This is a genomic window from Curtobacterium sp. VKM Ac-1395, assembly GCF_015350975.1.
Lineage (GTDB): Bacteria > Actinomycetota > Actinomycetes > Actinomycetales > Microbacteriaceae > Curtobacterium.
On sequence record NZ_JADKRX010000002.1, the window covers coordinates 68,205 to 80,676 of the forward strand.

At 71.1% G+C, this 12,472-nt stretch carries 11 protein-coding genes; 9 read left to right on the forward strand and 2 right to left on the reverse strand.

The genetic code is table 11. The features are described 5' to 3' along the window. Nucleotides 1–29 precede the first annotated feature (29 nt). A complete protein-coding gene (locus tag ITJ68_RS05010; RefSeq protein WP_228504893.1) occupies nucleotides 30–1,169 on the reverse strand; it encodes a glutamate--cysteine ligase in 1,140 nt (379 codons plus the stop codon). A 118-nt stretch (nucleotides 1,170–1,287) separates the two neighbouring features. On the opposite strand from ITJ68_RS05010, the gene aroA reads away from it, so the two are divergent. From aroA to trmD, 8 genes are all read left to right on the forward strand, one after another. Next, nucleotides 1,288–4,446 carry a 3-phosphoshikimate 1-carboxyvinyltransferase gene (aroA, locus tag ITJ68_RS05015; protein ID WP_194660249.1) on the forward strand — a complete coding sequence of 1,053 codons (3,159 nt, stop codon included), beginning with the start codon at nucleotides 1,288–1,290 and terminating at the stop codon, nucleotides 4,444–4,446. 4 nt (nucleotides 4,447–4,450) lie between these two features. Continuing rightward, entirely contained in the window at nucleotides 4,451–5,620 is a 1,170-nt protein-coding gene (locus ITJ68_RS05020; RefSeq protein ID WP_228504800.1) for an acyl-CoA dehydrogenase family protein, read from the forward strand. 87 nt (nucleotides 5,621–5,707) lie between these two features. Further along, nucleotides 5,708–6,586, forward strand: a complete 879-nt coding sequence (locus ITJ68_RS05025; RefSeq protein ID WP_194660250.1) for an SDR family oxidoreductase — start codon at nucleotides 5,708–5,710, stop codon at nucleotides 6,584–6,586. A 2-nt stretch (nucleotides 6,587–6,588) separates the two neighbouring features. Continuing rightward, a complete protein-coding gene (locus ITJ68_RS05030) occupies nucleotides 6,589–8,712 on the forward strand; it encodes an FAD-dependent oxidoreductase (RefSeq protein ID WP_323743223.1) in 2,124 nt (707 codons plus the stop codon). Nucleotides 8,713–8,880: 168 nt separating this feature from the next. Further along, nucleotides 8,881–9,291, forward strand: a complete 411-nt coding sequence (rpsP, locus tag ITJ68_RS05035) for a 30S ribosomal protein S16 (protein WP_194625389.1) — start codon at nucleotides 8,881–8,883, stop codon at nucleotides 9,289–9,291. A gap of 5 nt (nucleotides 9,292–9,296) precedes the next feature. Next, nucleotides 9,297–9,533, forward strand: coding sequence for an RNA-binding protein (locus ITJ68_RS05040; RefSeq protein WP_071271248.1), 237 nt, complete (start codon nucleotides 9,297–9,299; stop codon nucleotides 9,531–9,533). Nucleotides 9,534–9,552: 19 nt separating this feature from the next. Then, complete coding sequence (gene rimM / locus ITJ68_RS05045) at nucleotides 9,553–10,134, forward strand: ribosome maturation factor RimM (protein WP_323743224.1); 582 nt, start codon at nucleotides 9,553–9,555, stop codon at nucleotides 10,132–10,134. A 4-nt stretch (nucleotides 10,135–10,138) separates the two neighbouring features. Continuing rightward, nucleotides 10,139–10,828, forward strand: a complete 690-nt coding sequence (trmD, locus tag ITJ68_RS05050) for a tRNA (guanosine(37)-N1)-methyltransferase TrmD (protein WP_194660252.1) — start codon at nucleotides 10,139–10,141, stop codon at nucleotides 10,826–10,828. 197 nt (nucleotides 10,829–11,025) lie between these two features. Here trmD and map read toward each other — a convergent pair whose 3' ends face one another. After that, nucleotides 11,026–11,805, reverse strand: a complete 780-nt coding sequence (map, locus tag ITJ68_RS05055) for a type I methionyl aminopeptidase (RefSeq protein ID WP_194660253.1) — start codon at nucleotides 11,803–11,805, stop codon at nucleotides 11,026–11,028. Between the two features lie 174 nt (nucleotides 11,806–11,979). Here map and rplS point away from each other — a divergent pair, with 174 nt between their 5' ends. After that, the gene (gene rplS / locus ITJ68_RS05060) at nucleotides 11,980–12,336 is read left to right on the forward strand and encodes a 50S ribosomal protein L19 (protein WP_071271237.1); all 357 of its coding nucleotides are present in this window, start codon (nucleotides 11,980–11,982) and stop codon (nucleotides 12,334–12,336) included. Nucleotides 12,337–12,472 lie beyond the last annotated feature (136 nt).

Sequence of the window (12,472 nt, forward strand, 5' to 3'; positions counted from 1 at the left end):
CACGGGCCTCCCGTCTGTCCGCGGTGCGGTCAGAGCGAGTCGCTCAGCTCCGCGACCAGGTGTCGGACGACCGCGCGCAGGTCGCCGCCGTGCTCCTGCGCCACCTTCAGCTGGCGCTGGTAGGACGCGCCCCGCTCGATCATCGTGTCGAGGTGGTGCAGTTCCTGCTGGCAGCCGAGGCGCTCCGCGACCGGGTCGAGCCGCGTGACGAGGTCGTGGACCTCGTCGGTGACCAGGCGCTCGTCGCCGGCGACGTTCGTGATGATCTCGGCGTCCATGCCGTAGCGGGCGGCACGCCACTTGTTCTCGCGCACGAACCAGGGCTGCATGGTCGGCAGGGTCTCGCCGGCGTCGAGCCGGTCTGAGGACGCGGTCACCAGGCACTGCACGAGCGCGGTGACGGCGCCCACCTCCTGCAGGGTCGAGATGCCGTCGGAGACCCGGTTCTCCAGCGTGCCCCACCCCGGCGAGGGGCGGATGTCCCAGCGGAGGTCCTTGACGCCCTCGATCACCCCGGTGTGGGTGAGGTCACCGACGACCTCCTCGAAGTTCGCCCACGCGCCGAGCTGCGGCGGGAGCCCGCCCGTGGGGAGCTGCTGGAACATCAGGGCACGGTTCGACGCGTACCCGGTGTCGGTGCCGGCCCAGAACGGGCTCGACGCGGTGAAGGCCTGCAGGTGCGGCACGTAGGCGAGCATGGCGTTCATGATCGGGACGGCCTTGTCGCGGTCGTCGATCCCGACGTGCACGTGCACGCCCCAGATGAGCATCTGGCGGCCCCACCAGCGCGTGCGGTCGATGAGCTCCGTGTAGTGCTCGCTGTCCGGCGTGATCTCCTGCTGGTCCCACACGGCGAACGGGTGCGTGCCGGAGCACATGACCTGGGCGCCGAGCGGTTCGGCGGCGTCGATGACCTCGCCGATCGTGGCCGACAGCTCCGACGTGGCCCCGTGGACCGTCTCGTGCACACCGGTGACGACCTCGACCGTGTTGGTCAGCAGCTCCTCGGTGACCTTGTCGTGGTCGCCGAGGCGCTCGTGCACGGCGGCGATGACGGCGGGGGCGCGGGGAGTCAGGTCGCCGGTTTCGCGATCGACCAGCGGGAGTTCCCACTCGACGCCGATGGTCGACGGGCGGGACTCGGTGAAGCGGATGTCCATGCTGTACATCCTGCCGGGGAGGTTGTCGGACACGCACAAGGAACCGTTGTCCTGATCGTGCTGATCAGTTTCCCAGGTGCTTCACACCAGGACTACCGTAGAAGCGCCGAACAGGGAAGAGGTACGCATGCAGCTGGTCGTCCGCGGTTCGTCCGCACCGCTCGTCGGAGAACTCGACATCCCGGTCTCGAAGTACCACGCGCACCGCGCCCTGGTGCTCGCCTCCCTGGCGAAGGGGACGAGCATCGTCTCCGGGATCAGCGCCACCCGCCAGGTCGAGTGGACCGTCGGAACGCTCCGTGCCCTCGGCGTCGACGTCAAGCGCCGCGGCAACGAGTACCACGTCACCGGGCTCGGCGGCCGGTACGAGGCCACCGACGTCGTCGACCACGGCTCCCGCGGGGCCGACGGCCTGCTGAACATGGGGTCCTCCGGCACCACGCTCTACTTCATGACCGGCCTGGCGTCCCTGGCCGACAAGCCGATGACGCTCTCCGGGATGAAGTACTTCCAGCGTCGTCCGATCAAGGCCCTGCTCACCTCGCTGACCCAGATGGGCATCCAGCTCGAGGCCACGCACGACTGCCCGCCCGTCACCGTGCAGCCGGGTCGCCCCCGCGGCGGCGACGTCTCGATCGCCGGCACCCTGTCGCAGTGGGTGTCCGGGCTGCTGCTCGTGGCGCCCTTCGCCGAACAGGAGACCCGCATCCACATCACCGGCGGGCGGCTCAACGAGCAGCCCTACGTCGAGCTGACGGTCCGGATGATGCGACAGTTCGGTCTCCGCGTCGAGGTCTCCGACGACTGGCTCGAGTACCGGATCCCGGCGAACCAGCAAGCCACCCCGCACGACTACGTCATCCCGCCGGACATCGGCTCCGCCGCGTTCGGCATCGCCGCCGCCGGCATCCGCGAGTCGAACGTGCTCCTGCGCGGCATGACCGCGTTCACCACGGCGGAGACCGACCACCCGGAGAGCGAGTTCCTCGACCTCGCCACCGCGATGGGCGTCCCGATGCGCATCGACGAGGAGACCGGCTTCGTGCGCATCGAGCACGACGGCTCCCCGCTGCGCCCCCTCGACATCGACTGCCAGCCGATCCCGGACCTGCTGCCGGTGCTGTCGACGATGGCGACCTTCGCCGAGGGCACGACCCGGCTCTGGAACGTGGCGCACATCCGCCTGAAGGAGTCCGACCGCGTCGCCGCGATGCTCCAGCTGAACCGCATGGGTGGCCGCGCCGAGCAGGGCGCCGACGAGCTCCGCGTCACCGGTGTCGGTGCCGGCACGCTGCAGGGCGCGTCGATGTCCTCGTTCAACGACCACCGCGTGCTGATGTCCCTGGCCGTCGCCGCGACCCGGGCCGAGGGCGTCTCCGCACTCACCTATCCCCGGGCCTACCGGATCTCCTACCCGACCTTCCTCGAGGCGATGAACTCCGTCGGCCTGGACATGCAGGTCGGCGACGCCGAGGCCGCGATGGCCGCGGCCGACGTCCGCGCCGACCGGGCCGAGGTCGTCGACCAGCGCACGGACCTCGGCGAGGACACCGCCGCCGTCGCCCGTGCCGAGGACCTGCCGGCGCTCGCCGGGGTCGACGCCGAACCCCTCGTCCTCAGCGAGAAGGTGCGCTCGCTCGCCGAGACGGACCCCGACGGCCTCGCGGTCATCGAGGTCGGCGGTCCGGAGCCGGTGAACACGACCTGGCGGGAACTGCAGGACGAGGCCGACCAGGTGTCCGCCCTGCTCCTCGAGCTCGGGGTGCGCCGCGGCGAGTCGGTCGCCATGCAGCTGCCGAACTGGCGCGAGTTCGTCTCGATCACCCTCGGGGCGATCCAGATCGGCGCCGTTGCCACGCCGATCATGCCGGTGTTCGGTCCACGCGAGACCACCATGACGCTCGCCCGGTCCCGCGCCCGCGTGGTCTTCCTGCCGAACGTCTTCCGCAAGCGCCGCCCGGCCCTGGAGCTCCTCGACGTCATCGACGAGGCCGCCGCCCAGAAGCGCCGGCTCGCCGTCGAGCACGTCATCGTCCTGCGCTCCGAGGCCCGCGGCCCGGGGGAGACCCCGACGAACCAGCCGCCGCTGCCGGCCGACGCGTCCGCGCGGGTCGCCGCGAGCGAGTGGAACTGGCGCTACTGGGACACCGCGCTCGGCTCCGTGCAGGTCGACGTCGAGCAGATCCGCTCGCACGCCCCGACCCCGGACGACGTCTGCCAGCTGCTCTTCACCTCCGGCACCACCGGCGAGCCGAAGGGCGTGCAGCACCCGCACCGCACCCTCGGCCTGGCCACCGCGATGCACGTCGCCCAGTCCGGGCTGACGAGCGAGGACCGGATCTACATCCCGTCGCCGCTCGCGCACCAGACCGGGTTCCTGTACGGCATGTTGCTGGCGTTCCGGCTCGGTGCACCGCAGGTGATCCAGCCGGTGTGGGACGGCCGCGCCGCACTCGAGCAGGCCTTCGGCGCAGCCGGTGCGACGTTCGTGCAGTGCGCGACGCCGTTCCTCACCGACCTCGTCGACCTGGTGGAGGCCGGTGCCCCCGCGCCCGAGAGCCTGCGCATCTTCGTGCCGACCGGCGCCGCGGTGCCCCGCGCGCTCGCGCAGCGCGCCGCCACGGTGCTCGGGACGGCGATCCTCGGCGCGTTCGGCACCAGCGAGACGTGCCTCGGCGCGCTCTCCAGCCCCAGCGACGACCCCGCCGCCGCGTACGGTCACGACGGCCGGGCGCTCCCCGGCATCAGCATCCGCATCGTCGACGACGAGGGCACCGAGCTGCCGGCGGACACCGAGGGCAACTTCGAGCTGTCCTCGCCGACGATGTTCGACGGCTACCTCGACCGCCCTGACCTGACCGACGACGTCTTCACCCCGGACGGCTGGTACCGCACCGGTGACCTGGCGAAGGTGGACGCCAACGGCTTCCTCTCGATCACCGGTCGTGTCAAGGACGTCATCAACCGCGGCGGTGAGAAGATCCCCGTCGTGGAGATCGAGAACCTGCTCTACCAGCACCCGCTCGTGACGGACGTCGCGATCGTGGCCATGCCCGACGAGCGCCTCGGTGAGCGGGCCTGCGCGTACGTGGTGTCGGCGCGCGCGGACGAGCCGCTCGACTTCGACGGCATGCAGCAGTACCTGGAGAACGCCGGCGTCAGCAAGTACTACTGGCCCGAGCGGCTCGAGTACATCGACGAACTGCCGCGCAACGCGGTCGGCAAGGTCCAGAAGAACGTCCTGCGCGAGCAGGTCGCCGCGCTCGTGAGCACGAAGGAGAACTGAGACGATGACGATGGTCATGGAACCCGCGACCGAGCAGGACCTCCAGGAGCTCAAGGCCGAGGTCACCGAGTGGGTCCGCACCCGCGGCGAGGACTGGGCGAACGAGATCGAGCGCACCGGCCAGGTCGCCCCCGAGCTGTTCCAGGAGCTCAAGGACCGCGGCTGGCTGAGCCTCGCGGCACCCGTCGAGCTCGGCGGCCGGGACATCCCGTTCTCCCGCTACCTCGAGGTGATGGAGATCGTCTCGCGCTCCCACGCGTCGATCCGGATGCTCGTGCACGTCATCAACGGCACCTGGCGGGCCATGGCCCCGTACGCCTCCCCGGAGCAGATCGAACAGGTCGTCAAGCCCTCGGTCGCCGGTGAGAAGCTCGTCGCCTTCACCCTGACCGAGGCCACGGCCGGCACCGGCGCGGACATCCGCACGACGGTGCGCCGCGAGGGCGACACGTACGTGATGAACGGCGAGAAGCACCTCATCACGTTCGGCGTGAAGTGCGACTACTGGCTCATCGCCGCCCGACTCGAGGGCACCACGGGCCAGGACGGCACCGTCGCGTTCCTCATGCCGAACACCGGGCTGCCCGGTGCCGAGGTGATCGACGACTCCGACACCATGGGCATCCGCGGCACCGACCACGCGATCCTCCGCTTCACCGACACCCCGATCCCGGCCAGCGCTCGTCTCGGCGAGGAGGGCCAGGGCCTCGAGGTCGCCCTCGGCGGCTTCCTGCTCCCGAGTCGCATCTCGGTCGCGATGAGCGCCGTCGGCCTGGCCGAACGGGCCAACGAGCTCGCGGTCGAGTACGCGAACGAGCGCGAGACCTTCGGCAAGAAGCTCTCCACGCGCCAGGCCATCCAGTTCTACCTCGCCGAGAACTACGCCGACATCGCCGCTGCCCGGGCCCTCGTGCTCGAGGCCGCGCGCGCCTACGAGGAGGGCCGTCCCGACGCCGGCACGCTCTCCAGCGCCTCGAAGATGATCGCGGTCGACATGCTCGCCCGCGTGACCGACAAGGCCCTGCAGGTGCACGGCGGGCAGGGCTACTGGAAGCGCAACGCGATCGAGCGGGTCTACCGCGATGCCCGCGCGCAGCGCTTCGAGGAGGGCACCAACGAGATCCAGAAGCTCATCGTCGGCCGTGCCGTCGTGACCGGCCAGGCCGGGTTCTGAGACACCACCGACAACCGGCCGGGAGGCCCGTGGCGGGCCCGCCACGAGCCTCCCGTCCGCCCCTGCACACGCAACAAGAGGACTGACGTGACCGACCCCACCACCGCACCCATCGCCCTGATCACCGGCGCGTCGCGCGGCATCGGCCGCCTGCTCGCGCAGAAGCTCGGCGCGCGCGGCGTGACCGTGGTCATCAACTACAAGAAGAACGCCGACCTGGCCGAGGAGTCGCTCGCCGACGTCCGGGCCGCGGGTGGCGACGGCATCACGGTGCAGGCCGACATCGAGGACCCGGCGTCGCTCGACGCCATGTTCGACCTGGTGCGGGACACCTACGGCCGCCTCGACATGTTCGTCGCGAACGCCGCGGCCAGCGCCTTCAAGCCCGTCGCGGACCTGAAGCTGCACCACCTGGACCGCAGCTACGCCACGAACGCCCGGTCGTTCGTGCTCGGCGCCCAGCGTGCCGCGGAGCTGATGGACCGCGGCGGCCGCATCGTCGTCGTCACCTCGTACGGGTCGCTGCGCGCGTTCCCGACGTACGCCGCCCTCGGTGCCGCCAAGGCGATGACCGAGTCGTACATGCAGTACATGGCGGTGGAGTTCGGTCCGCGACAGATCACCGTGAACGCGGTCAACGGCGGGCTCATCGACACCGACTCGCTCGACTACTTCTACAACGCGGTGCCGGGCATGGCGCCGATGGAGTCCGTGCTGTCGAAGGTGCCGCTGCAGCGCCCGGGCACCGCGGACGACATGGCCGACGCGGTCGACTTCCTGCTCTCCGACAAGGCGTCGTACATCACGGGGCAGATCCTGTCCGTCGACGGGGGCATCACCGTCGTCGCGCCGCCGTTCTGGTCGGACACGACCTCGCCGCTGCGGGACGCCGTCCTGCCCGGTGACGACGCTGACGGCGCCGACGGTCCCAAGGGCCCGTCCGTCATGGGCGACGTCGGGGAGTAGTCGTGACCCTCGCCGCTCCCGACACCGCCGTCGCCACGGTCGCGTCCGCCTGGACGCTCGGCCCCCTGCACCTGGGGAACCGGGTGGTCATGGGGTCGATGCACACCGGGCTCGAGGTCCACGACGACGGCGGTGTCGGCATGGCGGCGTTCTACCGTGAACGTGCCGCCGGGGGAGCGGCCTGCATCATCACCGGCGGCATCGCGGTCAGCGACGAAGCCCGCGGTGGCCCCGACTTCGCCGTGTTCGGCGTGGACGGTGCCGACGAGCGCTTCCGGGTCGCGGTCGACGCCGTGCACCAGGAGGGCGGCACGATCCTCGCGCAGCTCTTCCACGCCGGGCGGTACGCGCTCGTGGGCGGCATGGTCGACCGACACGGTGCCCCCCAGCGCGCGGTCGCGCCGTCCGGTCTACCCTGGGCGGCGGCACGCGGCGTGGTGCCGACCGAGCTCACCGCGGAGGAGATCGAGCGGACGATCGAGGACTTCGCCGCCGCGGCGCGGTCCGCCCGTGACATCGGCTTCGACGGCGTCGAGATCATGGCGTCCGAGGGCTACCTGATCAACCAGTTCCACTCGCCGCTGACGAACCTCCGTGACGACGCCTGGGGTGGCTCACCCGAGCGGCGTCGGCGGTTCCCGGTCGCCGTCGTCCGGGCCGTGCGTGCCGCTGTGCCCGACCTCGCCGTCACGATCCGGTTGTCCGGCGCGGACCTCATGCCCGGGTCCTCGACCCCGGAGGACGTGGACGCCCTGGTGCACGACCTGTTGCCGCTCGGCCTCGACGGCATCTCGGTCGGCATCGGCTGGCACGAGTCCCGCACCCCCACCGTCCAGGCCGCCGTGCCGCACGGAGCGTGGCTGGCCTACGCGCGGCGCATCGCCCGGGTGGTCCGCGACTCGTCGTACCCGGACGTCCGGGTCATCGCCTCGAACCGGATGACGGACCTGCGCGACGGCGAGGCCGTGCTCGCCGACGGACTCATCGACGCCGTGGCCCTGGCGCGCCCGTTCCTCGCCGACCCCGCCATCGTGTCCCGCTCGCTCGCGGGCCGCTTCGCCCTGGTCAACACCTGCATCGGCTGCAACCAGGCCTGCCTCGACCGCTCCATCGTCGGTCAGCCCGTCTCCTGCCTGGTCAACCCCCGCGCCGCACGCGAGGTCGCGTTCCCGCTCCGTCCGACGACCGAGCCGAAGCGCGTCGACGTCGTCGGTGGGGGACCGGCGGGACTCGCTGCCGCCGTGGACGCCGCCCGTCGTGGCCACCGGGTGACCCTGTGGGAGGCCGCCGACCAGCTCGGCGGCCAGTTCGGGCTCGCCGCCGTCATCCCGGGCAAGGAGGACTACGCCGGACCGGTCCGGGCCGCCCGCGCCGAGCTCGACGAGCGCGGTGCGACCGTGCACCTCGGCCGTCGGGCCACCGCCGCGGACCTCCTCGACAGCAACGCCGTCGTGCTCGCCCCCGGGGTCCTGCCCCGCGTGGTCGACGTCCCGGGCGCCGACCTGCCGCACGTCGTGTCCTACGAGCGGGCGCTCACCGAGGGTGTCCCCGCCGGCACGGTCGCCGTCATCGGTGGTGGCGGCATCGGCGTCGACACCGCCGCCTTCCTCACCGAGTCGCCGGACGAGGCCGTCCGTGCGGGGGAGTTCGCCGCCCGCTGGGACCTCTCCGTGGCGCGGGACGTCGTCGGGGACCTGCCGCAGCGAGAGCCCGCCGCCGCGCGCACCACCCGTCCCGGTCACCAGGTCACGGTGCTCCGACGCACGGGCAAGTTCGGTCAGGGCGTCGGCCTGACGTCCCGGTGGGTCGCACTCGGTCGTCTCCGCGACGCCGGCGTGCGCATGGTCGGCGGCGTCCAGGAGTACCTGCGCATCGAGCCGGGCACGCTGTGGATCCGTGACGAGGACGGCGAGGAACGGGCGATCCCGGCGGACCACGTCGTGATCTGCGCCGGGCAGGAGAGCGCGACCGGCGCGGACGGTGACGACCCCACCGGACTGGTGTCGGGCCTCCAGGACGCCGGCGTGCCGTTCGCCGTCGTCGGCGGCGCACGTGACGCCCGGAGCGTCGACGCCGTCCGTGCGACGACCGAGGCGCTGGAGGCCGTGCGGTCCCTCGCGCCGTGACGGCGCGCCCTGGCTCGCTTCTCGCTCGGAAACCTGCAAGAATGAACGGTCGAAACGTGTCCGCTCGACCCTCTATCCAGCGGATCACGTATCTCTCGAGCTTCCACCGTGTGTGCCCCCACGCCCGCGGTTCCGGTTCAACCACAACAACACGCAACAGGAGCATTTGTGGCTGTCAAGATCCGTCTCAAGCGTCTCGGTAAGATCCGGGCGCCGTACTACCGTGTCGTCGTCGCCGACTCGCGCACCAAGCGCGACGGCCGCGTCATCGAGGAGATCGGTCAGTACCACCCGACCGAGGAGCCCTCGGTCATCAAGATCGAGTCGGAGCGCGCGCTCTACTGGCTCGGCGTCGGCGCGCAGCCGACCGAGCAGGTCGCCGCACTCCTCAAGCTCACCGGTGACTGGGCCAAGTTCAAGGGCGAGGCCGACACCACCTCCAAGGTGAAGGTCGCCGAGCCGAAGCAGCCCTTCACGGTCGACTCGACCAAGAAGGCCGTCCTCAAGCCGAAGGCGGAGAAGAAGGCCCCGGCCGCTCCTGCCGAGTCGGCCGACGACGCCGAGACGACCGAGGCGTAACGACCTTGCTCGAATCTGCGCTGACGCACCTCGTCAAGGGGATCGTCGATCACCCTGACGACGTGCGCGTCGCCAGTTCCACCTCCGCGCGGGGCGAGGTCCTCGAGGTGCACGTGCACCCCGAGGACCTCGGCCGCGTGATCGGACGCGCCGGTCGGACCGCCAAGGCGCTCCGCACCCTCGTCACGGCTCTGGCCGATGGCAAGCGGGTGCGGGTCGACGTGGTCGACTCCGATTCCTGACGAGGCGACCCAGGTCCGGGTGGGTCGCATCACCAAGGCGCACGGGCTCAAGGGCGGTCTCAAGCTCGAGCTCTACACCGACGACCCGGATCGTCGGTTCACCCACGGAGCGGTCTTCACGCTCCAGGTCCCCGAGGACTCTCCCTGGTCGGGCAAGACGCTCGCCATCGACGAACTCCGCTGGTACAACGGCCACCCGGTCGCCTTCTTCGAGGGCATCACGGACCGGTCCGGCGCCGAGACCCTCGCACGGGCCATCCTCTGGGTCGACCAGGACCCCGACGAGGAGACGGGTGAGGACGACGCCTGGTACGACCACCAGCTGGTCGGCCTCCGTGTCCTCCGCGACAACGTGCAGGTCGGCACGGTCGCCCGCGTCGACCACATGCCGGCGCAGGACCTGCTCGCCGTCGACACCGCTGACCGCGGCGAGGTCCTCGTGCCCTTCGTCTCCGCGATCGTCCCGGCGGTCGACATCGCCGCCGGCACCGTCACGGTGACCCCGCCGACCGGGCTCTTCGAGGACCCGGTCGCCGAGATGGCGACGCCCGAGCCGCCGTCCGCCGTCGCGTCGAGTCCCGCTCCCGACGACGAGTCGTAGCGCCGTGCGCATCGACATCGTCACGATCTTCCCGGAGTTCTTCGGCGTCCTCGACGTCTCGCTGCTCGGGAAGGCACGGCAGGGCGGGCTCCTCGACCTGCACGTGCACGACCTCCGCAGCTGGACCACCGACCGGCACCGCACCGTCGACGACACCCCGTACGGCGGCGGTGCCGGCATGGTGATGAAGCCCGAGCCGTGGGCCCAGGCGCTGTCGTCGATCCTGCGGTCGGACGGGTCATCGACGCTGGTCGTCCCGACCCCGGCCGGCACGCCGTTCCGGCAGTCGATCGCCCGGTCCCTCGCGGACCACGAGCACCTCGTCTTCGCCTGCGGGCGGTACGAGGGCATCGACGCCCGCGTGTTCGAGTGGGCAGCGTCGCGCTGCTCGGTCGTCGAGCTGTCCCTCGGTGACTACGTGCTGAACGGCGGCGAGGTCGCGGCGATGGCCATGATCGAGGCCGTCGCACGCCTGGTCCCCGGCGTGGTCGGCAACCCCGAGTCACTCGTCGAGGAGTCCCACGAGGACGGCCTGCTCGAGTATCCCTCGTACACGAAGCCCGCTGCCTGGCGTGAGCACGACGTGCCCGAGGTCCTGCTCTCCGGGCACCACGGGCGCATCGCCGCGTGGCGGCACGAGCAGCAGGTGGAGCGGACGCGGCGCGTCCGCCCGGACCTGCTGCCCGACGCGTAGGGCGCGCCCTACCCTTTCGCTGTCCCCTTTCGCGTTCCCCGCGGCGGGTCGAATCGCGCGTGGGCGGTCGAATCGCGCGTAGGGGGTCGGATCTTCCGACCACCTACGCGCGTTCTCGTTTGCCATCGCAGGTGATGTGGGCGGAACCGTGCGCGGACTGGAGGCTCGGTGCCAGGCCGCGCCGAGCCTCCAGTCCGTCAGGTGCGCGCGTCCGCGCGCAGGGTGAGGACCTCGGGGCCGGTCTCGGTGACCGCGACCGTGTGCTCGACGTGGGCGGCGCGGGAACCGTCGACGCTCCTGAGCGTCCAGCCGTCGGCGTCCTGCACGAGCTCGTCCGTGCCCTGCATCAGCCACGGCTCGATCGCGACGACCAGGCCAGGGCGGAGCTTCAGGCCGCGCCCGGGCCGGCCGTCGTTCGGGACGTGCGGCTCCCCGTGCATCGTGCGTCCGACACCGTGACCACCGAACTGCAGGTTGACGTCGTAGCCCGCCCGGCGCTCGACGGCCCCGATCGCGGACGAGACGTCGCCGAGCTTGTTGCCCGGGCGCGCCTGCGCGATTCCCGCGGCGAGGGCACGTTCGACCGTGTCGATGAGGCGCTGGTCCCCCTCGCGGGGCGTGCCGACCTGCACCGTCACGGCGGAGTCGGCCACCCAGCCGTCGACGCTCGCGGCGAAGTCGAGGCTCACGAGGTCGCCGTCCGCCAGCACGCGGTCGTGGGGGAGCCCGTGGAGTGCGGCGTCGTTGACGCTCGTGCACAGGTTGCGGCCGAACGGCGAGTTGCCGAACGACGGGTGGTATTCGACGTAGCAGCTGACGGCACCACGGTCGGCGATCATCTGCGCGGCCACCCGGTCGAGGTCGAGCAGGTTCACGCCGACGTCGACCGTGCGGAGCAGCTCGTCGAGGACGTCGGCGACGAAGCGACCGGCCACGCGGAGTCCGTCGAGTTCGGTCGGGGTGCGGAGTTCGATCATGGGACCATCCTCCCCGGTCCGCCCGTTGTGCGGCCGACCGGAGCTGTGGCAGTATGGACAGCTGTGCCCTGGCTGGACTCTGCCACGGGGGAGTCGCCGACACCGGGCACACCACTTCGTTCCCACCACCGATCCGCGGCGACCCGTGCGCGTCCGCAGAGAGTGAACTGACTCATGAGCCAACTCCTCGACAACGTCGACGCAGCATCGCTGCGCACCGACGTCCCGGACTTCCGTGCGGGTGACACCGTCAAGGTCCACGTCAACATCATCGAAGGCACGCGCTCGCGTGTCCAGGTGTTCCAGGGCGTCGTCATCGGCCGCCAGGGCCACGGCATCGGCGAGACCTTCAAGGTCCGCAAGGTCAGCTTCCAGGTCGGCGTCGAGCGCTGGTTCCCGGTGCACTCGCCGATCATCGACCACATCGAGATCGTGACCCGCGGTGACGTCCGTCGCGCCAAGCTGTACTACCTGCGCGAACTGCGCGGCAAGGCGGCTCGTCGCAAGATCAAGGAGAAGCGCGACAACTGATCGCCTTCACAGTGAGCGTCGCGAGCCGACGCCACTGACGGCCCCTCGTCCATGTACGGTTGTGCATCGGACGGGGGGCTCTCCCGTTCCCCGGTGCTGTTCCCAGAGCGGTTCCGGACGCTGGTTCCTGACGACG

Excerpts from the sequence above, each read along its gene's own strand:
- ITJ68_RS05010 (WP_228504893.1), bottom strand. The coding sequence starts at position 1,169 with ATGTACAGCATGGACATCCGCTTCACCGAGTCCCGCCCGTCGACCATC.
- aroA (WP_194660249.1), top strand. The coding sequence starts at position 1,288 with ATGCAGCTGGTCGTCCGCGGTTCGTCCGCACCGCTCGTCGGAGAACTC.
- ITJ68_RS05020 (WP_228504800.1), top strand. The coding sequence starts at position 4,451 with ATGACGATGGTCATGGAACCCGCGACCGAGCAGGACCTCCAGGAGCTC.
- map (WP_194660253.1), bottom strand. The coding sequence starts at position 11,805 with ATGATCGAACTCCGCACCCCGACCGAACTCGACGGACTCCGCGTGGCC.
- rplS (WP_071271237.1), top strand. The coding sequence starts at position 11,980 with ATGAGCCAACTCCTCGACAACGTCGACGCAGCATCGCTGCGCACCGAC.